Origin of the sequence: Janibacter cremeus, from assembly GCF_013409205.1 — a bacterium.
Classification (GTDB): domain Bacteria; phylum Actinomycetota; class Actinomycetes; order Actinomycetales; family Dermatophilaceae; genus Janibacter; species Janibacter cremeus.
The window spans coordinates 964355-985120 of sequence record NZ_JACCAE010000001.1; the positions used below are offsets into that span (position 1 = coordinate 964355).

The following is a 20766-nucleotide window of genomic DNA, read 5'->3' on the forward strand; positions in this document are numbered from 1 at the left end:
CCTTCGTCATGGCCGGGATCGCAGGAAGTTGCGGTCAGGCGGACAGCCCCAGGCGACCCATGCGCCGCCGGTGGCGGTCGGTGATCCGCTGCATCAGCTCGCCCATCTCGTTGAGGGTGGCGCCCGGGCGGTCATGACTCAGCCCCAGCACCAGCTCGCTGAGCGCCTCCCGGTCGGCTGCGACGACCTGCCCCTGGGTCAGGGCCTCGCCGACGAGTCGACGGCCCCACAGGGCGAGCGGGCCACCGCGCCGCGGGTCCTCGACGATGCCGTCCCGCACGGCCCCCACGATCGTGTCCACGTCCCGGTGGTCGCTGCTCGCACGCCGGATGATCTCGCGGGACGTCGGCTCGACGTACTTCGAGATCTCGATGTAGAAGTCCGAGGCGATACCGTCCCCGATGTAGGCCTTGACCAGGCCCTCGAGCAGGTTGCGGGGCTTGGTGCGTGCGTGGAACGCCTCGAAGGCCTCCTCGAAGGGCGCCATGGCCGCGATCGGGTCGCCACCGAGCTCGATGATGTGGTCGACGAGCAGCTCGTGGTTGTGGAACTCCTTGACCGCCATGCTCGCGAGCGCTCGCTTCAGGCGCAGGTCCGTGGCCATCTCCGAGTCCGCCGCCATGCGGGTGAAACCCGAGATCGTGCCGTACGCGATGGTGCCGAGCAGCTCGATGGTGCCCTCCCGCTCGCGCTCCCCCAAGGCACCTGTGGACACTGGATCCGCCTGCTCGCTCATGCCCGCAGCCTAGTGCCGCGGCCGCGCGTGCGACCGATCAGCCTCCCGGCGGGTAGCATGGACATGACCAGCGGTGCCCGGTCGGCATCCTTTCCGGCTGGACGAGACGTCCGGCGCGGTCGCCCCACGTGTGGCAGACCGCTTGACTGACCTCCGATCGGCCCGTGCCACCCGCGACGCACGCAGCGTCGTCCACGCTGATCGAGAGATGCATGACTGACACCAGCACGTCCGAAACCATGGAACCCATCGACGAGGCCGTTCAAGCCACCCCCGATGTCGAGGGCACCGCCCCCGAGGCGGCCCAGAAGACCTTCGCGGACTTCGACGTCCGCCCCGAGATCGTCGCCGCCCTGGCCGACTCCGGGATCATCCACCCCTTCCCCATCCAGGCGATGACCCTGCCGGTCGCCCTCGACCGGCACGACATCATCGGCCAGGCCAAGACGGGCACCGGCAAGACGCTCGGTTTCGGCGTGCCGATCCTCGACCACGTCGATCTCGACTCCGACGACATCCGCCCGCAGGCCCTGGCCGTCGCGCCGACCCGTGAGCTGGCCGGCCAGGTGGCCGCAGACCTCGAGCGCGCCGGCAAGCGCCTGGGCATCAAGGTGCTCACCGTCTACGGCGGCCGCGCCTACGAGCCGCAGATCGAGGCGCTCAAGGAGGGCGTCCACGTCGTCGTCGGCACCCCCGGGCGCCTCATCGACCTCGCCCAGCAGAAGCACCTCGACCTGTCCGCCACGAAGACCGTCGTCCTCGACGAGGCGGACGAGATGCTCGACCTGGGCTTCCTGCCCGACGTCGAGAAGATCATGGCGATGACCTCACCCGCCCGCCACACGATGCTCTTCTCCGCGACGATGCCCGGCGCGATCGTCGCCCTGGCGCGGCGCTACATGACCCAGCCGACGCACATCCGGGCGATGAGCGAGGACGGCGAGGCCGACAGCCAGACCGTCAAGGCCACCGAGCAGTTCGTCTACCGCGCCCACGCGATGGACAAGGTCGAGATGATCGCCCGCATCCTGCAGGCCAGGGACCGCGGCCTGACGATCATCTTCTCCCGCACCAAGCGCACCGCGGCCAAGGTCGCCGACGAGCTCGTCGACCGTGGCTTCGCGGCCGCGTCGATCCACGGCGACCTCGGCCAGGGTGCCCGCGAGCAGGCGTTGCGTGCCTTCCGCAACGGCAAGGTCGACGTCCTGGTCGCCACCGACGTCGCGGCCCGTGGCATCGACGTCGACAACGTCACGCACGTCATCAACTACCAGTGCCCGGACGACGAGAAGACCTACGTCCACCGCATCGGGCGCACCGGCCGTGCCGGCAACACCGGTATCGCCGTGACCTTCGTCGACTGGGACGACGAGACCAAGTGGTCGATGATCAACCGCCAGCTCGACCTGGGCATCCCGGACGCCGTGGAGACCTACTCCAGCAGCCCGCACCTGCTGACCGACCTCAACATCCCCGAGGGCACCAAGGGGCGCCTGCCGCGCTCCCAGCGCACCCGTGAGGGCCTGAACGCCGAGGAGGTCGAGGACATCGGCGAGACCGGCAAGTCCGGTGGCCGTCGCCAGGGAGGGGGCCACAGTGGCGGCCCTCGATCCAGCGGTCGTGACGGTGGCGGTCGCTCCGGCGGCCGCAGCAGCGAGGCGAAGGGCGGGGGCGGCACCTCCGAGGGGCGGCCTCGTCGCCGCCGCAACCGTCGTCGCACCCATGGTGGCCAGTCGCAGGCCGCGCCGCGCTCCGAAGGCTGAGCCGACGCCTCACCTGTCTCCAGATTATCGGGTCACCCGATGAACCCCGGGTTCGCACGAGTTCCATACTCCTGCGAACCCGGGGTTTGTCTTGTCGAGCACGGGCGGGGGGCACCCCCCCCTTCGCACATCGGTTGACGACGAAGGGGGTGAGTCGCCCCTCAGAGGGCCGCGAGGATGCTCTCGGTGACCTCGCGGTAGGCCGTCGCACCCTTGCTCGATCGGGCGGTGTCGAGGATCGAGCGTCCGGCGGCCGGCGCCTCGGCGAAGCGGACGGTCCGCGGGATCGGTGGCGAGAGCACCGGCAGCTTGTAGCGGCCGCCGAGGTCGTCGAGCACCTCGCGGGCGTGGTTGGAGCGGCCGTCGTACATCGTCGGCAGGATGCCGATGGTCTTCAGCTTCTTGTTCAGCAGCTTCTTCACGTCGCGGACGGTGTCGAGGAGCTGGCCGACGCCGCGGTGGCTGAGCATCTCGGCCTGCATCGGGATGATCAGGCCGGTCGCTGCGGTCAGTGCCGCGAGGGTCAGGACGCCCAGGCTCGGGCTGCAGTCGAGCAGGATCACGTCGTAGTCGGTGCGTACCTCCTCCAGCACGGACTGGAGGACGAACTCACGCCCTGGCCGGGTCAGCAGCTGCGCCTCCGCGCCGGCGAGGTCGATCGTCGAGGGCAGCAGGTCGACGCCCTCACTGGCCTCGAGGATCGCTTCGGCGACCTCGGCCTGGCCCAGGAGCACCTCGTGGATGGATACCTCGACGGCGTCCGGGTCGATGCCGAGGCTGAAGGTCAGGCTCGCCTGGGGGTCGAGGTCGACCAGGAGGACACGCTTGCCGGACTCGGCCATGGCCGCGCCGATGGAGGCGACGGACGTCGTCTTCGCCACGCCGCCCTTCTGGTTCGCGACGGCGATGATCGCTGACTTCTTGGCTCGTGCCACGAGTGCTACCCCTCCTAGAGGTACGGGAATGCGAGGTCATCCTCGCAGGTCGGACCTGCCTGTGCGCGTGGGTGATCGGGATGCGTCGGTCACTGCGCCGACCGTGCTGTCAGCCCAGGACCGGCGTGGCTCCAGAGGCAGCCGCCACGATGCGGGCGAGCGACTCGGGCGAGGTGGTGTTCTCCCCCAACCGGTTGGGCTTGCCGTGCCCGTGGAAGTCGCTGCTGCCCGTGACGGCCAGGTCGAGGTCGGTGGCGAGGCCACGCGCGAGGGTGCGACCGGCATCGTCGAGGTCACGGTGGTCCGCCTCGATACCCACGAGCCCGGCCTCGGCGAGCATCGCCACGTCGTCGCCGTCCACCGCACGCTGGCGACGGACGGCGAAGGGGTGGGCGATGACCGGCACCCCGCCGGCGGCCCGGACCAGGCGCACCGCGTCCAGTGTGGTCGTCGCGTAGTGGGGCTCGTAGAAGGCCGAGCCGTTGTGCAACCACCTGGCGAAGACCTCGCTGCGGTCGTGGGCGACCCCCTTCGCGACGAGCGCGTCGGCCAGGTGCGGGCGGCCGAGCGAGACCGGCCCGTCCGGCACCTGCGCCAGGACGTCCTCCCACGTGATGGGGAAGCCGTCGGCGGCCATGTGCTCGACGATGCGCTGCAGCCGCGGGACCCGGTCCTCGCGGGTGCGCCGCATCTCTTCGGCCAACTCCGCGTCATCGGGGTCGAAGAGGTAGGCGAGCAGGTGCACCGAGCGTCGGTTGTGCCGGGTGGACAGCTCGGCACCGCGCACGAGGGCGATGCCGTGCCGCTGCGCCGCGGAAGCGGCCTCGACCCAGCCGGCGGTCGTGTCGTGGTCGGTGAGCGCGATCGTGGTGACCCCCGCCTCGTCGGCCTGGGCGACGAGGTCCGCAGGCGCGTCCGTCCCGTCGCTGCGGGAGGAGTGCGTGTGCAGGTCGATCACACCCGTCACCCTATGCGGCGGCCCCGGGGCGAAGGGGGAGGCTCGCCCTCTGCCTTCGCCCGCTCCCGTGGCCCACACCACATGGTGAGACGATGGGGTCATGAGCGAGGAGCAGAAGCAGGCAGACAACCGCAAGCGGCCGACGACGGACGAGTTCCGGGCCTTCGTCGCGCAGGACTGGGCGCCGCGCTCGGACGGGCGTCCCCCACTGACCGAGGCCGCGAAGCGCGCCGCCGTGCGCCGCGCGACCATCTCCGCCGAGCACGAGGGCGAGCGCCTGGTCGTCCCGGCGGGCGGGCTGAAGGTGCGGTCCAACGACAGCGACTACGTCTTTCGTCCGCACAGCGCCTTCGCGCACCTGACCGGGCTCGGCGCCGACCGCGAGCCGGACGCCGTCCTGGTCCTGGAGCCCCTCGGCGGGCCCGACGAGCAGGCCGGCCACGAGGCATCGCTGTACTTCCGTCCCCTGGCCTCGCGCGACTCCAACGAGTTCTTCGACGACCCCCGCTACGGCGAGTTCTGGGTCGGAGCACGTCCCTCGATCGAGGACATCGAGTCCGAGCTCGGCCTGGCCGGTCGCCATGTCGACCAGCTCGAGGACGCCGTCGGCAAGGACGCCGGCCAGCTCACCGTGCGGATGGTCCGGGACGCCGACAGGGCCCTGACCGCCCAGCTCGACACCGTGCGGGTACAGGGGGGCGCGAGCGAGGAGGGCCTCGTCGAGACCGATGACGCCCTCGCCCACCGGTTGTCCACACTGCGGCTGGTCAAGGACGACTGGGAGATCGAGCAGATGCAGGAGGCGGTCGACGCCACCCGTGTCGGATTCGAGGCCGTCATCGGCGAGCTGCCGGGGCTGCCCGAGCGCGGCCGCGGAGAGCGCTGGGTCGAGGGGACCTTCGGTCTGTACGCCCGCCACCAGGGCAACGGCGTCGGCTACGACTCGATCTGCGCCTCCGGCAACCACGCCAACACGCTGCACTGGATCAAGAACACCGGCGACATCAACAGCGGAGACCTGATCCTGCTGGACGCCGGCGTCGAGGTCGACTCGCTCTTCACCGCTGACATCACGCGCACGCTGCCGGTGAGCGGAACCTTCACCGACACCCAGCGCGAGATCCACGAGGCCGTCGTCGCCGCCCAGGCCGCCGGCATCGCCGCGGTGAAGCCGGGCGCGAAGTTCTCCGACGTCCACGCCGCCGCCATCCGCGTCATCGCCGAGCACCTGCACGCGTGGGGACTGCTGCCCGAGGGCATCTCCGTCGAGGACACCCTCGACAAGGACCACGGCCAGTACCACCGTCGCTGGATGGTCCACGGCACGAGCCACCACCTCGGCCTCGACGTCCACGACTGCGCCCTGGCCACCCGCGAGGAGTACATGGACGCCGAGCTGGCCCCGGGCATGGTCCTGACCGTCGAGCCGGGCCTGTACTTCAAGGCCGACGACCTGAAGGTGCCCGAGCGCTTCCGCGGGATCGGCGTGCGCCTGGAGGACGATGTCGTCGTCACGCAGGACGGCTGCCGCAACCTCTCCGGCGAGTGGCCGCACTCCGCCGACGAGATCGAGGCGTGGATCAAGGACGTCCAGGCCCGGTAACGCGCCTACTGACCAGACCGTTGGGACCTCAGGGGCACACGGGGTCGCAGGTCGCCCAGCGACGGTGAGGCTCCGTGTGGGGTGTGGCCGGGTCAACACGACTCGGCCACACCCCTTCGCCGTCCATGCGCGAAGATGGCGGGGATCCCCCTTCGCTCGAACGAAAGGCCCCGCGCATGTCCACCAAGACGGTCCCCGGCAACTACTTCGAGGACTTCTCGATCGGTCAGGAGATCCGGCACGCGACGCCGCGCACGGTGACCGATGGCGACATCGCCCTGTACACCGGCCTGTACGGGCCGCGCTTCGCGGCCACGAGCGCGTCGACCTTCGCCGAGGCCATGGGCTTCGAGCGGATGCCGGTGGACAGCCTGCTCGCCTTCCACCTCGTCTTCGGCAAGTCCGTGCCGGACATCTCGCTGAACGCCGTGGCCAACCTCGGCTACGCGGGCGGTCGCTTCGGCGCCCCGCTGCACGTCGGCGACACGGTCACGACGAGCTCGACCGTCATCGGCCTGAAGGAGAACTCCAACGGGAAGACCGGCGTCGTCTACGTCAACTCCGTCGGCGTCAACCAGCGCGGCGAGATGGTCGTCGACTACGTCCGCTGGGTCATGGTGCACAAGAAGGACCCGGCCTCCCCCGCACCCGAGACGGTCATCCCCGACCTGCCGGGTGCCGTCGCCGCAGAGGACCTGGTCGTGCCGTTCGACCTCACCGGCAGGGAGTACGACACGGACCTGTCGGGCAGCCCCTTCCTCTGGGAGGACTACGAGGCCGGCGAGCGCATCGACCACATCGACGGCATGACCATCGAGGAGAGCGACCACATGCTCGCCACGAGGCTGTACCAGAACACCGCGAAGGTCCACTTCAACCAGCACGCCCAGGGGCAGTCAAAGGTCGGGCGTCGTCTCATCTACGGCGGCCACATCATCAGCCTCGCCCGCGCGTTGTCCTTCAACGGCTTGGCCAACGGGCAGACGATTGCCGCGATCAACGCCGGGGCGCACGCCAACCCGACCTTCGCCGGCGACACGGTCTACGCCTGGTCCGAGGTCCTCGAGCGGATCGAGCTGCCCGGCCGCACCGATGTCGGCGCCCTGCGCCTGCGCACCGTGGCGACCAAGGACACTCCGTGCGCGGACTTCCCGTACAAGGGTCAGGACGGCAAGTACCTGCCCGAGGTCGTGCTCGACCTCGACTACACGGTGCTCATCCCGCGGCAATGACCCGCACGCCGCGTCACCTCCACGCCGCGTCACCCAGGACGCAGAAATCGAGTCGGGACGCAGTCATACCTACGTCCTGCCTCGATTTCTGCGTCATGACCGGCGGGCCACCCACTCCAGGGCACGTTCGATCATCGACCGCACGCGCTCGGGGTGGTCCAGGTCAGCCCAGACGAGCCGCACCACGACGAACCCGAGGGCGGTGAGCCGCTCCTCCCGCGCCTTCTCGCGGGCCAGGGCAGCACGACCGTCGGCCCCCTCGTACTTGACCATGCCATCGAACTCCACCACGACCGCGCCCCCCACCATGAAGTCGACCCGCCCGACGAAACCACCGTCGTGGTCACTCACGCTCACCTGGCTGCGCACGTCATGACCGAGGTCGTGCAGGAGCAGGCGCGTGCGACTCTCCCCGACCGACTCACACTTCGCGTCGGCCCGGGCCAGCAGCGCCTCGACGCGGACTCGGTCCAGAGGGCCCCGCGCCAGGTGCTCGCCGGCTGCCCGCACCGCAGACAGACGACACCTGCGCTCGTGCAAGGCATGATCCAGAGCCACGACGCCCGCCTCCACGCCGTGGCGCAGAGCCATCTGGACGACCGCGGTCGCGATGTCCACGGCGACGCAGCCACCGACGTCGACCGGCTCGACTTCGCCGTGGCTCGGATGTGTCCGAACCCCGCTGACCGTCCGGGTGCGGCGCACCTCGCCCATCAGGTCGACGACATGTGTCGGCACACCCCAGGTCGCCACACCGTGCAGTGCGAGTGCGCTCTGGTGACTCGCGAGATCCCGCGACCGACCCAGCAGGATCGCGCGCGCCCGCAGTGCCAACTGCTCGGCCGGCCGGGCACCCCGCCACCGGGCGTCGAGAACATAGGCACCTCGGCGTACCCGGACGACCTCCCGAGCGCCGATCGCCGTCCGGACGTCGTGCTCACCCAGCAGGCAGTTCTGCACGTCCCCCCAGCTGAAGACACCGCCGCGCTGCTCGGCCAACCGCTTGAGTCGTTCATCCACCCACCGATCGTGACGCACTCGCGCTGTCGGCCGCCGATGATATCCACAGGCCCCCTCGCCCCATGACGCCGAAATCGAGTCAGGACGCAGTCATACCTACGTCCTGACTCGATCTCTACGTCCATGAGTGGCGCAGCGTGAGGGGGCGGCGCCTACCGGGGGAAGACCTCCAGCAGCAGCGCGTGCGTGACCATCGGATCGCGCACGCGCTCGGCCGCCGCGCCGAGGATGTCCCCCAGCAGCTCCGGCGGCTTCGGGAAGTCCTCCGGTAGCGCGGCGTTGTACAGGCGGTGCTCCTCGAGCGACTCGACGGCATCGTCGAAGTGCCCCGTGACGTCGACGTAGTGGCTGGGCGTCGGGCCGGCGGCGACCGCGACGGCGGACACCTTCCAGGGCTCGAGCCCCTCGTCGACGAGCTCGGGGAAGATCCACCGGTTACCGGCGTCAGCGGTCGCATCGAGCGTGGCCAGCCCGACCGCGCGATGGTCGGCCTGGTTGAGGTTGCCCGGCCCCCACGTCTCGTGGTGGTTGGCAGTGATGACCAGATCGGGCCGGGCCCGACGGATCGCTGCGGCGATGTCGCGACGCAGCCGCAGACCGTACTCGATGGTCCCGTCCGGGTGGTCGCCGAACTCCACCGAGTCGACCCCGACGACGGCGGCACTGGCGCGCTCCTCGTCGGCACGGGCGGGAGCGGCGTCGACCGGGTCCATGGTGTCGATCCCGGCCTCACCGCGGGTGAGCAGGAAGTAGCGCACGGTCTTGCCGGCAGTGGTCCACGCGGCAACGGCCGCAGCCATGCCGTATTCGATGTCGTCGGGATGGGCGACGACGCAGAGCACGGAGTCGAAGGAGTTCTCGTCGAGAGCGGCCAAGTCGGACAGGATGGTCACACCTTGACGCTAACCCGCTCGGGCAGATCTGGCTATGGGCGAAGGGGGTCGCCCCGGCGTCAGGTCGGGCTCTGCCCGCGGTCCATGCGCTCCTGCTCCGCGCGGGCCTGCTCCTGCCGCTGGCGCACCTGCTCCTGGGCGGCGCGCATCGGGTCGAGCTCGGCGAGCAGATCACGGGCGGCCTGGACGTGCTTGTGCTCGGTGAGCACCTCGTAGCGGGAGGCGACGACCTGACTGATCGAGGTGAAGTCGCGCTGCCCGCCGGTGGAGCGGTACCCCAGCCAGGCCCACACGAGGCCGAAGACCGCACCGATGAGGACCGTGGAGACCATCCGCTGGACGATGCCCTCGCCGCCCTCGAACATCGCGAAGATCAGGCCGACGAAGACACCGATCCACAGGCCGGACAGCAGCCCCCCTAGGAGCACCTTGCCGGTCGTCAGGCGCCCGCGGACGCGCTCGATCTGCTTCAGGTCGGTGCCGACGATCATCACGTCCTGGACCGGGAACTCGTTGTCGGCCAGGAAGTCGACGGCACGCTGCGCCTCGGCGTAGCTGTCGTAGGTGACCAGGGACATCGGGAAACTCAGGCCGAGGTGGTCTTCCATCCGGGCGGCCATGTGCGGCTGCGTGCTCATGTGGCCATTGTCCCACTTCTGCTGAAAACAAACTGTGGCCAGCCGCACTTCGTTGAACAAGCCGCACGACGAGGTCGTGCTGGCGATACAAGGTGCAGCCAGCCGCAGTTCGTAGGAGACGGAACGGTCAGCCCTTGGTGGGGTAGTCCTTCAGGATGCTCTTGCCGATGATCATCTTCTGGATCTCGGCGGTGCCCTCACCGATGAGCAGCATCGGGGCCTCGCGGTAGAGGCGCTCGATCTCGTACTCCTTGGTGTAGCCGAAGCCGCCGTGGATGCGGAAGGACTGCTCGACGACGTCGGCGCAGTACTCGGCGGCCATGTACTTCGCGATGCCGGCCTCGAGGTCGTTGCGCTCGCCCTTGTCCTTCAGGCGGGCGGCCTTGACCATCAGCTGGTGCCCGGCCTCGACCTTGGCGGCCATGTCGGCGATACGGAAGAGGATGCCCTGGTGCTGCACGATCTTCTTGCCGAAGGTCTCGCGCTGCTGGGCGTACTCGACCCCGAGCTCGAAGGCGCGCATCGCCAGGCCGCAGGCGCGGGAGGCGACGTTGACGCGGCCAACCTCGACCCCATCCATCATCTGGTAGAAGCCCTTGCCGGGCTCGCCACCGAGGAGCTGCGCAGTGGTGGTCTTGTGATCCTGGAAGATCATCTCCGTGGTGTCGACGCCCTTGTAGCCCATCTTCTCGATCTTGCCGGGGATGGTCACGCCCTGGGCGGTCTCGCCGAAGCCCTCGGTCTTGTCGATGAGGAAGGTCGACATGTTCTTGTGCGGGGTGTCCGCGCCGAGGTCGGTCTTGCACAGCACGGCGACGAGGTTGGCGGAGCCACCATTGGTCAGCCACATCTTCTGGCCGTTGATGGTCCACTCGTCGCCCTCACGGACGGCCTTGGTCTTGATTCCGGCGACGTCCGAGCCGAGCGCGGGCTCGCTCATCGAGAACGCGCCACGGATCTCACCGGTCGCCATCTTCGGCAGGTAGCGCTGCTTCTGCTCCTCGGTCCCGTGCTTGAGGATCATCCACGCGACGATGAAGTGGGTGTTGATGATGCCCGAGACGGGCATCCAGCCGCGCGCGATCTCCTCGACGCACAGCGCATAGGTCAGCAGCGACTCGCCCAGACCACCGAACTCCTCGGGGATCATCAGACCGAAGATCCCCATCTCCTTCATCTGGTCGACGATCTTCTGCGGGTACTCATCCGCGTGCTCCAGCTCCTGGGCCACCGGGATGATCTGCTCGTCGACGAACTCCTTCACCAGCTTGAGCAGGTCCTGCTGCTCCTCGGTCAGTCCGTCGGTCGTCTGCAGTCGGGACATGCGCGTTTCAAACCTCATTGCGTCGTGGGGCTGGGGATCCGGGCCAGTATCCCAGTCGGGTGCGTCCTGCGCTACGGCGTCCACGGGTGTCCTCGGCCACGCCGGGCAGGGCGAAGGGGGTGCCCTGAGGTGCGACGCCGCCCGAGCCTCGAAGGCGGTGCCCTGAGGTGCGAGGCCGCCCGAGCCTCGAAGGCGGTGCCCTGAGGTGCGCGGCCGCCCGCGGCCGAGCCTCGAAGGGGGGACGCCTCCTGCTCGTCCCCCTTCGCCGGTCCACCGTGGGCCCGTTGCTCAGTACACCCAGACCCGACGGCCGATGGGCGCCAGGCCGGACCCCCAGATGTAGTTGGTCGCCGCGTTGGACGTCCGGATGCAACCGTGCGACGCCGGGTACCCGGGGATGTACCCCGATCCGTGGATCGCGATGCCGCCGTTGAAGTACTTCGGCCGCCACAGCGCACCGAGCGGGCCGTAGTCCATTCGGTTGACCTGACGGAAGATCCGGAACCGTCCGCGTGGGGTCCGCCAGCCGGACTTGCCGGTGCTGGTGTTCATGACCCACTTGGTCCTGCCGGCCACGACGAAGATCACGACCTGCTTGGCCAGGTCGACCTCCATCACCGTTCCGCTGCTGGTGCGGCCACGCGGTCGGCCCAGCCGCTCGATGACGGACCAGGTGTTGGGGCCGCACACCCCGTCCCGGGTGAGGCCGTGGACCTTCTGCACGGCCATGACGGCCTGCGCGGTGGTCTGCCCGTAGACACCGTCGTTGCCCGAGTGCCAGTACCCGTTCGCGCGCATGGTGCGCTGCAGCCGCATGACAGCCGACCCCCGACTGCCCTTGCGCAGCATCGGGTGGGAACCCGACGTCGGCGGGTCCTCCGGCTCGGGGTCGCTGCCACCGCCGCCACCACTGCCCAGCCGGTCGACGACTGCCCAGGTTTCGGGCCCACAGATGCCGTCGACGACGAGCCGGTGGTCGCGCTGGAGCGCGACGACGGCGCCGCGGGTGGACGGACCGAAGATGCCGTCGACTCCGGAGTGCTTGTACCCGCCGTCGAGCAGCTTGCGCTGCAGCTCGCGCACGGCAGGACCTCGACTGCCCCGCCGGAGCGTCGGATGGCTCGCGGCCGCGGCCGGGAGGGCCCCCAGCCCCCCGAGACCGGCGGCCACGACGGCAGCCGTGCCCCCACGCACGAGCAGGCGGCGCTGCGACGAGATCGCCGGGTCGAGCGCTGCATGCCGGGCTTGGTAGGTATTCATGTCATCCCCCTGCGGTTGTCGACGAGCCCCTCCAGCTCGTCCCTTCACCGACTCAGACGTCCGGGGCGCCCTCGGGGGTTGCGTGGGACCGGGTCACAAAATGATGAAGGGGGCGAAACGGCCTTCCACCCAGTGCGCCGTGGGCGTTGCCCGATGGACGCCCGCGTGCAACTCTGGAAGAACCAGAACGTCTGGCCAGCGGCTCGTGTTGTGACACCAGCCCACCGACGGGACAGTGCCGTGACCACCTCGTTCGCGATCGAGGAGGCGCACCGATGCGTGAATACCTGAAGCAGCACACCAACCCGCCGGTCTTCATCGGCGCGGCCGTCGTCGTACTCGCGTTCCTGCTGTGGGGCGTGATCGCACCCTCGAGCGTGTCGTCGGTGGCGAACTCGGTCAACAACACGATCACCACAAACCTGGAGTGGCTCTACATCTTCAGCGCCTCGGCGTTCGTGATCTTCGTCTTCTTCCTCATGCTCAGCCACTACGGCAGCATTCGGCTGGGCCCGAACGACTCCACGCCCGAGTACGGCAACCTGTCGTGGTTCGCGATGCTGTTCACCGCGGGCATGGGCATCGGCCTGGTCTTCTATGCCGTCAGCGAGCCGGTCACGCACTTCCTGACCCCGCCGACCGGCGAGGGCGGCACCCCCGAGGCCGCACAGAACGCGATGACGTACACCTTCTACCACTGGGGCCTGCACCCCTGGTCGATCTACATCGTCCTGGGCGCCGCCATGGGGTACTTCTCCTTCCGACGTGGCCTGCCGTTGCGCCCGGCCTCGGCGCTCTACCCCCTCATCGGCAACCGGATCTACGGGTGGCCGGGTGCACTGGTGGACGTCCTTGCCGTCTTCGGCACGCTGTTCGGCCTGGCCACTTCACTGGGCATCGGTGGCCAGCAGGTCGGCGCCGGCCTGAACACGCTGTTCGGGGTGCCCAACACCACCCTCGTGCAGGTCATCATCATCATGGCCATCACGTCGGTGGCGGTCACCTCGGTGATGCTCGGGATCGACAAGGGGATCCGCAACCTCTCACTGGCCAACCTGTGGCTCGCCCTGGCCCTGATGCTGTTCGTCTTCTTCTTCGGCCCGACACGCGACCTGATCAACGTCCTGGCCAACAACGTCGGCTCCTATGCCCAGGCACTGCCGAAGCTGGGCTTCGAGACCTTTCCCAACGGTGGTGAGCAGGCGCAGTCCTGGCAGGCCAGCTGGACGCTGTTCTACTGGGGCTGGTGGATCTCCTGGTCCCCCTTCGTCGGGATGTTCTTGGCCCGGATCTCGTACGGCCGCACGCTGCGCTCGTTCATCGCCGGCGCCCTGTTCGCGCCGGTCGGCGCCTCGATGGTGTGGCTGACGATCTTCGGCAACTCTGCGCTCGACGCGCTCCAGAGCAACCCGGACAACCCGCTCGCCGACGCCTCGCCGGAGAAGAGCATCTACGTGCTGCTGGAACAGCTGCCGGTCGCGGGCTTCGTGGCCACCATCGCCTCGGTCGTCGCGGTGCTGGTGGTGGTCCTGTTCTTCGCCACGTCCTCCGACTCCGGTTCGCTGGTGGTCGACATCCTGACCAACGGCGGCGACCCGAACCCGAAGTGGCAGCAGCGGTTGTTCTGGGCCGTCCTGGAGGGTTTCGTCGCGGCGGTCCTGTTGATCGTCGGCGCCGTCTCCGGCACGAATGCGTTGTCGGCGCTGCAGACCGCGTCGATCGTGGCCGGGCTGCCGTTCTGCATCGTGCTGATCCTGATGGCCATCGGGTTGACCACGTCCTTGCGCAGCGAGGACTTCCAGAAGTTGAAGGTGAAGGAGCCGCCCCCGTATGCCGGGCTGCGTGCGGCCGCTCAACGCAAGGCCGGGCCGAACGCTGCCGTCGACGGCTCCGACACCGAGCAGCACATCGAGGCCGAGAAGCGACGGGACAACTCCACCCCCGCCGACACCTGACACGCCGCGACGAAGGGGGTGACCCGGCCCGATCCGGCCGGGTCACCCCCTTCGAGGCTCCTTCGTCGCGCCTCAGGACGACGCCTTCGTCTGGTCCGGTGGGTCAGGACCGGGCGCGGATGGCCTCGTGGGTGGCCAGCACCCGGCGGGCGATGTCCACGTGGAGGTTCTCGATCATCTTGCCGTTGTGGGTGACGACGCCGGTGCCGGCGCCCTCCTCCCAGGCCGTCAGGATGCCCCGGGCCTCCTCGACAGCGTCCTGACTCGGCGCGAAGGTCGTGTTGCACACCGCGACCTGGCCGGGGTGGATGAGCGTCTTGCCGTCGAAGCCCATGTCACGGCCCTGCTCGCACTCGGTCGTGAAGCCCTCGAGGTCCTTGACCGCGTTGTAGACGCCGTCCAGGACCGCGATGCCGGCCTCGCGGGCCGCGAGCAGCGCCCACGACAACGAGGTGAGCAGCGGGGCACGACCGGGGACGTGGTCGGCCTGCAGCTCCTTGACCAGGTCGTTGGTGCCCATGACGAAGGCGACGAGCCGGTCGGAGGCCTGCGCGATCTCGCGGATGTTGAAGATCGCGGCGGGCGTCTCGATCATCGCCCAGAGCTTGGTGTGCTCCGGGGCGCCGGTGGCCGCCATCGCGGCGACGAGCTGGCGCACCTCGTCGGCGGTGTCGACCTTGGGCACGACGATGCCGGCGGGACCGGCCTTGGCGGCTGCCGCGATGTCCTCGTCGTGCCACTGGGTACCGATGCCGTTGACGCGGATGGTCAGCTCACGGTCGCCGTACTCGCCGGAGGTCACTGCGGCGCAGGCGGCCTCGCGAGCGGCGGGCTTGTCGTCCGGGCCGACGGCGTCCTCGAGGTCGAGGATGAGCGCGTCGACGGGCAGGGTCTTCGCCTTCTCCAGCGCGCGGGCGTTGGAGCTGGGCATGTAGAGGACCGAGCGCCGGGGGGTGTAACTCTCGCTCATGCTCAGGCCTCCTCGTACATCTTCGCCAGCTCGGGGTCGTTCGCGGAGAGGCGCTCGGCGAGCTCGAGGACGACCATGCACTGCTTCCAGGAGGCGTCGTCCTCCATCTTGCCGTCGATCATCACGGCCCCGCGTCCGTCGGGCATGGCCTCCTTGACGCGACGGGCGTGCGCGACGTCCTCCGCGGAGGGGCTGAAGACCTTCTTGGCGATCTCGATCTGCACCGGGTGCAGGCTCCACGCGCCGACGCAGCCCAGGAGGAAGGCGTTGCGGAACTGGTCCTCGCAGGCGACGGTGTCCTTGATGTCACCGAAGGGCCCGTAGAACGGGAAGATGCCGTGCATCGCGCAGGCGTCGACCATGCGGGCGATCGTGTAGTGCCACAGGTCCTGCTGGAAGACCGGGCGCTCGCCCTGGTAGTCGGGCGCGCCATCGGCGCCCTTGGCCGGGTCCTGGCGCACGAGGTAGCCGGGGTGACCGCCACCGACGCGGGTGGTCTTCATCCGGCGGTCCGCGGCGAGGTCGGCCGGGCCGAGCGAGATGCCCTGCATGCGCGGGGAGGCGCCGGCGATCTCCTCGACGTTGGCCATGCCGCGGGCGGTCTCGAGGATCGCGTGGACGAGGATCGGGCGCTGCACGCCCCCCTTCGCCTCGAGCTGGGCGAGGATGCGGTCGATGTAGTGGATGTCCTCCGGGCCCTGGACCTTCGGGACCATGATGACGTCGAGCGTGTCGCCGACCTCGGTGACCAAGCGGGTCAGGTCGTCGAGGACCCACGGGCTGTCGAGGGAGTTGATCCGTGTCCACAGCTGGGTGTGCTCACCGAAGTCGGTCTCCTTGGCGATCGTCACCAGACCCTCACGGGCGGCCTCCTTCTTGTCGGCCACGACGGCGTCCTCGAGGTTGCCCAGGAGCACGTCGGAGACACCGACCATGTCCGGGACCTTCGCGGCCATCTTCGGGTTGCTCGGGTCGAAGAAGTGGATCATCCGGCTGGGCCGGGCGGGCACCTCGGTCACGGGCGTGGGGGCGCCCACGGCCAGGGGGGCGAAGAAGTCCTTGGCACTGCGCATGTGGTGGCTCGAGTCCTCTCGGGAGACGGCGTAGGGGTATCGCCCGCAACCTAGCAGCGCGGCCCTCGTGCGGCTCATGATCCAGAACACACGGGAGCTCACGGTCGCTGAGCGACCTGCGCCCCCGTGGACCCCCGACAACTCCTCCCGATCGCTGCGCGAGCGGCGCTCTAGGCTGAGGGCATGAGCGAGGTCAACCTCTCTGCGCTGACGACCGAGGCGCTGCACAAGTCCACGGTGCTGTGGCTGCGGGCGAACGGTCACGACCGGGCCACGTGGTTCGCCACGGGTGACGACGAGCTCGCCGACCACGTCCTCCTCGCCTCGGGCGGGCCGGAGGCCGACCTCGGCGCCCTGCCGGAGGAGGTCGAGCTCATCCTGCGCAGCAAGGGCAGCGGCGGACGTCTGCTCACTTTGCGCGCCGAGGCCCGTCGGATCGACCCCGGCAACCCGCTGTGGGAGCCGGCCGCCCACTCCCTGCTCGGCGAGCGTCTCAACGCCCCCTCGGACCTCATCGAGCAATGGCGGACCGAGACCACGCTGTGGTCCCTCGCCCCCTACGGCGCACCCGTGCAGGCCCCGGGCATGCCGGCCCCGGACTCCACCGCCCGGGTGGACGCCCCGATCACCACGGGCGAAGGGGGCACCCGCCCCCGTCGACCGTGGCACCTGGGCGGCCGGTCCCGCACGCGCCGGGGCTGACGCCCCCTTCGCTGGGTCGAGGTACGTCCGAGCGTCCATCCGCTCGTTGACACCTCGACCGGGTGCGCCGCACCGTCGGGAAGGGGCGCTCGCCATTACCCTTGGGAACCGTGAGCGCTCCCTCCCGGTTCTTCGTCGCCCGTCTGGCGAGCCTCAATGTCTTCGACCCCCTCGGTGACCAGGTCGGTCGAGTGCGCGACGTCGTCGTGACCTTCGCGCCCAGCCGCCGCCCGCGCGCCATCGGGCTCGTCGTGGAGGTCCCCGGCCGACGGCGCGTCTTCGTGCCGATGACCCGGGTCATCTCCGTCGAGGGCGGTCAGGTCATCACCACCGGCCTGGTCAACATGCGCCGCTTCGAGCAGCGCGCCACCGAGACCCTCGTGCTCGCCGAGCTGCTCGAGCGCCCGGTCACCGTGCGCACCGACGACGGCGAGGTCGAGGCGACCGTCGAGGACGTCGGCATCGAGCAGTCCGCCAACCGCACCTGGACCGTGACGAAGGTCTTCGTCCGCGGCGGACGCAAGACCCGCCGGGGCCTGCTCGTGCGCCGTCGTGGGGAGACCTTCACCGTCCCCATCGAGGACGTCACCGGCCTGTCCGCGAGCGTGTCCGCCGCCGAGCACTCTGCCGTCAAGCTGCTCGAGTCCATCGCCGACCTCAAGGTCGCGGACGTCGCCGAGGTCATCTCCGACCTCGCCCCACAGCGGCGCGAGGCCGTCGTGGCTGCCCTGAGCAATGACCGGCTGGCCGACATCCTCCAGGAGCTCGGCGGTGACGACCAGGCCGAGATCCTGTCCATCCTCACCCAGACCCGGGCTGCGGACGTCCTGGAGGCCATGGACCCCGACGACGCGGCCGACCTGCTCTCGCAACTGCCGGCAGATCGCGCCGAGACCCTGCTGCAGCTGATGAAGCCCGACGATGCCGAGCCGCTGCGCCGGCTGCTCAGCTACGACGAGAACACCGCCGGTGGCCTCATGACGACCGAGCCGGTCGTCCTCGCGCCCGAGGACACCGTGGCCGAGGCCCTGGCCATCGTCCGCCGCGAGGAGGTGACCGTTGCGCTGGCAGCAACGGTCTACGTCTGCCGTCCGCCGTTGGAGACCCCGACCGGCAAGTACCTGGGGATGATCCACATCCAGCGCCTGCTGCGCGAACCCCCGCACGAGAGCATCGGGCGCTACATCGACAAGGCGATCGACCCCCTTCGTCCGGAGGCTCCACTGGGTCTGATCACCCGGACCCTGGCGACCTACAACCTCGTCTCCGCCCCCGTGGTCGACGAGAGCGAGCACCTGCTCGGCGCGGTCACGGTCGACGACGTGCTCGACCACATCCTTCCGGAGGACTGGCGCGAGGAGCGGCACGAGGTGACTGATGGCTGAGCAACACTTCTCGCGCGTCGACACCCCGCAGGAGGTGCGACGCCACCTCATCCGGCGCCCCTCGGGGATGTCGAACGAGGCCTTCGGTGTGGTGTCGGAGAAGTTCGCCCGCTTCATGGGCACCCCGCGCTTCCTCATCTGGATGACGGTCTTCGTCACCCTCTGGCTCACCTGGAACACCTTCGCCCCGGAAGGCGCTCAGTTCGACCCGCGGGCGCTGAACTACACCCTGCTCACGCTGATGCTCTCCCTGCAGGCCTCCTACGCGGCGCCCCTGATCCTGCTCGCGCAGAACCGTCAGGACGACCGTGAGCGGGTCGCCCTGGAGCACGATCGGGTGCAGGCCGAGAGGGCCCTGGCGGACACCGAGTACCTCACTCGTGAGGTGGCCGCGCTGCGCATCGCCCTGCGCGACACGGCCACCCGCGACTTCATCCGCAGCGAGCTGCGCGACCTTCTCGAGGAGATGGAGACCAAGGGCCTCGAGGTGCGTCGGCGCGAGGAGACGCCGGACGAGGACGAGGCGAAGGGGGGACCCGGCCCTCCCCGGTGACCGGACCACGCCGCCGGTGACCGGACCCACGTCAGAGGGCCCGTTTTCCGGACTTACCATGGATGCATGGCCCCCCACCCCACGATCACCGACGAGCAGCTGCGTGACGCGCTGAGCACCGTCCAGGACCCCGAGATCCGCCGGCCCATCACCGAGCTGGGCATGGTCGAGTCTGCGGCCGTCGACGCCGATGGTCTGGCCACGGTCACGATCCTGCTCACCATCTCGGGGTGTCCCCTGAAGGACACCCTGACCAACGACACCACCGCGGCGATGAAGACCATCGAGGGCGTCACCGACGTCAAGGTCACCCTCGGCGTGATGAACGACGAGCAGCGCGCGGAGCTGAAGAACCACCTGCGCGGCGGCCAGGCGGAGAAGGAGATCCCCTTCGCCAAGCCGGGCTCACTCACCCGCGTCTACGCGATCGCCTCCGGCAAGGGCGGCGTCGGCAAGTCCTCCATCACCGCCAACCTCGCGGCATCACTTGCCGCCGAGGGGCTGAAGGTCGGGGTCGTCGACGCCGACATCTACGGCTTCTCCATCCCCCGCATGCTCGGTGTGACCCACCCGCCGACGCAGGTCGACGACATGATCCTGCCGCCCATCGCCTCCGAGGTGAAGGTCATCTCGATCGGCATGTTCGTCCCCGGCAACCAGCCGGTGGTCTGGCGTGGCCCGATGCTCCACCGCGCGCTGCAGCAGTTCCTCGGTGACGTCTTCTGGGGCGACCTCGACGTGCTCCTGCTCGACCTGCCCCCGGGCACCGGCGACATCGCGATCTCGATCGCCCAGCTGATCCCCAACAGCGAGATCCTCATCGTGACCACCCCGCAGCAGGCCGCTGCCGAGGTCGCCGAGCGGGCCGGCTCGATCGCCATGCAGACGCACCAGCGCCTCGTCGGCGTCATCGAGAACATGTCCTGGCTCGAGCTGCCCGACGGCAGCCGTCAGGAGCTCTTCGGCTCCGGCGGCGGCCAGTCCGTCTCCGACTCGCTCACCCGCACCGTCGGTGCCGACGTCCCGCTGCTCGGCCAGATCCCGATCGACGTCTCGCTGCGTGAGGGCTCCGACCACGGAGAGCCGGTCGTGACGTCCAACCCGGATGGGCCCGCGGCCGTCGCCCTGCGTGGCATCGCCCGTGGGATCGCCTCGCGCTCACGCGGCCTGGCCGGCCGCAGCCTCGGGCTCACCCCGACGGGCAGCTGAGGGCGACCCGACTGTCCCCCTGTACCGGCCCCCTTCGCCCGGACGAAGGGGGTGGCCCTTGGCGCCCGGTCCGGCCTCGTGGGTCTCCACTGTCGTCTGATCCTGCTGGCCGGACCGGGGCCTGAGTCGGGCCAAACCCCTTCGTGCGGGCTACGGCATGGTGTCGCTCAGGTCGCCTCGGGGTCCCAGGGGACGCCGGTCGTCGACGTCGCAGACGGTGCGTCGGGTGCGTCCGCCGTGTCCTGCGTGGCTGCGGCGCCGCCGGACGACCGGGGCTCGTCCTCGAGGCTGAAGGCGTCCTCGAGGGGCTCCATCAGTGCCTGCTTGACGATGCGCCGTGGGTCGTACTGGCGTGGGTCGTACTGGCGCCAGTCGAGGTCCTCGTACTCCGGACCCATCTGGTCCTTCAGCTGGACCTTGGCGTCGTTGGCCATGCGGCGCAGCTGCACGACGAATCGCGCAAGTTTCGCCGCGTACTCGGGCATCCGTTGGGGGCCGAGGATGATGAAGGCCAGGACGATGAGGAGGATGAACTCCCAGCCGTTGACTGGCATCGC

At 69.5% G+C, this 20766-nt stretch carries 19 protein-coding genes; 8 read left to right on the top strand and 11 right to left on the bottom strand.

All coding sequences use genetic code 11. The features are described from left to right. Positions 1-34 precede the first annotated feature (34 nt). Entirely contained in the window at positions 35-736 is a 702-nt protein-coding gene (locus BJY20_RS04400; protein WP_185990417.1) for a ferritin-like fold-containing protein, read from the bottom strand. Between the two features lie 212 nt (positions 737-948). Here BJY20_RS04400 and BJY20_RS04405 point away from each other — a divergent pair, with 212 nt between their 5' ends. Next, complete coding sequence (locus BJY20_RS04405) at positions 949-2499, top strand: DEAD/DEAH box helicase (protein WP_185990418.1); 1551 nt, start codon at positions 949-951, stop codon at positions 2497-2499. 161 nt (positions 2500-2660) lie between these two features. On the opposite strand, the gene BJY20_RS04410 is transcribed toward BJY20_RS04405, so the two are convergent. Together BJY20_RS04410 and BJY20_RS04415 are read right to left on the bottom strand one after the other, a co-directional pair. Further along, on the bottom strand, positions 2661-3434 hold the full coding sequence (locus tag BJY20_RS04410) for an AAA family ATPase (protein WP_185990419.1): 774 nt from the start codon (positions 3432-3434) through the stop codon (positions 2661-2663). Positions 3435-3543: 109 nt separating this feature from the next. Next, positions 3544-4392, bottom strand: coding sequence for a PHP domain-containing protein (locus tag BJY20_RS04415; protein WP_343062775.1), 849 nt, complete (start codon positions 4390-4392; stop codon positions 3544-3546). A gap of 100 nt (positions 4393-4492) precedes the next feature. On the opposite strand from BJY20_RS04415, the gene BJY20_RS04420 reads away from it, so the two are divergent. Both BJY20_RS04420 and BJY20_RS04425 read left to right on the top strand, forming a co-directional pair. Then, positions 4493-5995 (top strand): aminopeptidase P family protein, encoded by a 1503-nt coding sequence (locus BJY20_RS04420; RefSeq protein ID WP_185990421.1) that lies wholly within the window; start codon positions 4493-4495, stop codon positions 5993-5995. A 125-nt stretch (positions 5996-6120) separates the two neighbouring features. After that, a complete protein-coding gene (locus tag BJY20_RS04425) occupies positions 6121-7227 on the top strand; it encodes a MaoC family dehydratase (RefSeq protein ID WP_343062776.1) in 1107 nt (368 codons plus the stop codon). 93 nt (positions 7228-7320) lie between these two features. Here the strand turns inward: BJY20_RS04425 and BJY20_RS04430 are convergent, their stop codons facing one another. The 5 genes from BJY20_RS04430 to BJY20_RS04450 form a co-directional block, all read right to left on the bottom strand. Then, positions 7321-8247, bottom strand: a complete 927-nt coding sequence (locus BJY20_RS04430) for a type IV toxin-antitoxin system AbiEi family antitoxin domain-containing protein (RefSeq protein WP_185990423.1) — start codon at positions 8245-8247, stop codon at positions 7321-7323. Between the two features lie 152 nt (positions 8248-8399). Then, the gene (locus BJY20_RS04435) at positions 8400-9140 is read right to left on the bottom strand and encodes a PIG-L deacetylase family protein (protein WP_343062777.1); all 741 of its coding nucleotides are present in this window, start codon (positions 9138-9140) and stop codon (positions 8400-8402) included. Between the two features lie 59 nt (positions 9141-9199). Then, a complete protein-coding gene (locus tag BJY20_RS04440) occupies positions 9200-9778 on the bottom strand; it encodes a YflT domain-containing protein (RefSeq protein WP_185990424.1) in 579 nt (192 codons plus the stop codon). A 127-nt stretch (positions 9779-9905) separates the two neighbouring features. Further along, positions 9906-11102, bottom strand: a complete 1197-nt coding sequence (locus tag BJY20_RS04445; protein ID WP_185990425.1) for an acyl-CoA dehydrogenase family protein — start codon at positions 11100-11102, stop codon at positions 9906-9908. Between the two features lie 288 nt (positions 11103-11390). Next, a complete protein-coding gene (locus BJY20_RS04450; RefSeq protein ID WP_185990426.1) occupies positions 11391-12362 on the bottom strand; it encodes a L,D-transpeptidase family protein in 972 nt (323 codons plus the stop codon). A 275-nt stretch (positions 12363-12637) separates the two neighbouring features. Between BJY20_RS04450 and BJY20_RS04455 the strand changes: the two genes are divergently transcribed. Continuing rightward, entirely contained in the window at positions 12638-14317 is a 1680-nt protein-coding gene (locus BJY20_RS04455; protein ID WP_185990427.1) for a BCCT family transporter, read from the top strand. 103 nt (positions 14318-14420) lie between these two features. Here the strand turns inward: BJY20_RS04455 and BJY20_RS04460 are convergent, their stop codons facing one another. Then, positions 14421-15287 carry an HpcH/HpaI aldolase/citrate lyase family protein gene (locus tag BJY20_RS04460; protein WP_185990428.1) on the bottom strand — a complete coding sequence of 289 codons (867 nt, stop codon included), beginning with the start codon at positions 15285-15287 and terminating at the stop codon, positions 14421-14423. A 2-nt stretch (positions 15288-15289) separates the two neighbouring features. After that, entirely contained in the window at positions 15290-16360 is a 1071-nt protein-coding gene (locus BJY20_RS04465; protein ID WP_185992456.1) for an HpcH/HpaI aldolase/citrate lyase family protein, read from the bottom strand. A 183-nt stretch (positions 16361-16543) separates the two neighbouring features. Between BJY20_RS04465 and BJY20_RS04470 the strand changes: the two genes are divergently transcribed. From BJY20_RS04470 to BJY20_RS04485, 4 genes are all read left to right on the top strand, one after another. Next, entirely contained in the window at positions 16544-17062 is a 519-nt protein-coding gene (locus BJY20_RS04470; protein ID WP_185990429.1) for a hypothetical protein, read from the top strand. Positions 17063-17172: 110 nt separating this feature from the next. Further along, complete coding sequence (locus tag BJY20_RS04475) at positions 17173-18447, top strand: magnesium transporter MgtE N-terminal domain-containing protein (protein WP_185990430.1); 1275 nt, start codon at positions 17173-17175, stop codon at positions 18445-18447. Then, positions 18440-19000 carry a DUF1003 domain-containing protein gene (locus BJY20_RS04480; protein WP_246297101.1) on the top strand — a complete coding sequence of 187 codons (561 nt, stop codon included), beginning with the start codon at positions 18440-18442 and terminating at the stop codon, positions 18998-19000. The genes BJY20_RS04475 and BJY20_RS04480 overlap by 8 nt, the downstream gene beginning before the upstream one ends. 66 nt (positions 19001-19066) lie before the next feature. Then, positions 19067-20209: an Mrp/NBP35 family ATP-binding protein gene (locus BJY20_RS04485; RefSeq protein ID WP_185990431.1), complete on the top strand. Its 1143-nt coding sequence runs from the start codon at positions 19067-19069 to the stop codon at positions 20207-20209. 167 nt (positions 20210-20376) lie between these two features. Here BJY20_RS04485 and BJY20_RS04490 read toward each other — a convergent pair whose 3' ends face one another. Beyond that, entirely contained in the window at positions 20377-20763 is a 387-nt protein-coding gene (locus BJY20_RS04490) for a twin-arginine translocase TatA/TatE family subunit (RefSeq protein WP_185990432.1), read from the bottom strand. Between the last annotated feature and the right edge of the window lie 3 nt (positions 20764-20766).

What these genes read in the sequence shown, in the direction of transcription:
- BJY20_RS04400 (WP_185990417.1), bottom strand. Translation starts at nt 736, where the DNA reads ATGAGCGAGCAGGCGGATCCAGTGTCCACAGGTGCCTTGGGGGAGCGC.
- BJY20_RS04405 (WP_185990418.1), top strand. Translation starts at nt 949, where the DNA reads ATGACTGACACCAGCACGTCCGAAACCATGGAACCCATCGACGAGGCC.
- BJY20_RS04420 (WP_185990421.1), top strand. Translation starts at nt 4,493, where the DNA reads ATGAGCGAGGAGCAGAAGCAGGCAGACAACCGCAAGCGGCCGACGACG.
- BJY20_RS04425 (WP_343062776.1), top strand. Translation starts at nt 6,121, where the DNA reads ATGCGCGAAGATGGCGGGGATCCCCCTTCGCTCGAACGAAAGGCCCCG.
- BJY20_RS04440 (WP_185990424.1), bottom strand. Translation starts at nt 9,778, where the DNA reads ATGAGCACGCAGCCGCACATGGCCGCCCGGATGGAAGACCACCTCGGC.
- BJY20_RS04445 (WP_185990425.1), bottom strand. Translation starts at nt 11,102, where the DNA reads ATGTCCCGACTGCAGACGACCGACGGACTGACCGAGGAGCAGCAGGAC.
- BJY20_RS04450 (WP_185990426.1), bottom strand. Translation starts at nt 12,362, where the DNA reads ATGAATACCTACCAAGCCCGGCATGCAGCGCTCGACCCGGCGATCTCG.
- BJY20_RS04455 (WP_185990427.1), top strand. Translation starts at nt 12,638, where the DNA reads ATGCGTGAATACCTGAAGCAGCACACCAACCCGCCGGTCTTCATCGGC.
- BJY20_RS04460 (WP_185990428.1), bottom strand. Translation starts at nt 15,287, where the DNA reads ATGAGCGAGAGTTACACCCCCCGGCGCTCGGTCCTCTACATGCCCAGC.
- BJY20_RS04465 (WP_185992456.1), bottom strand. Translation starts at nt 16,360, where the DNA reads ATGCGCAGTGCCAAGGACTTCTTCGCCCCCCTGGCCGTGGGCGCCCCC.
- BJY20_RS04470 (WP_185990429.1), top strand. Translation starts at nt 16,544, where the DNA reads ATGAGCGAGGTCAACCTCTCTGCGCTGACGACCGAGGCGCTGCACAAG.
- BJY20_RS04480 (WP_246297101.1), top strand. Translation starts at nt 18,440, where the DNA reads ATGGCTGAGCAACACTTCTCGCGCGTCGACACCCCGCAGGAGGTGCGA.
- BJY20_RS04485 (WP_185990431.1), top strand. Translation starts at nt 19,067, where the DNA reads ATGGCCCCCCACCCCACGATCACCGACGAGCAGCTGCGTGACGCGCTG.
- BJY20_RS04490 (WP_185990432.1), bottom strand. Translation starts at nt 20,763, where the DNA reads ATGCCAGTCAACGGCTGGGAGTTCATCCTCCTCATCGTCCTGGCCTTC.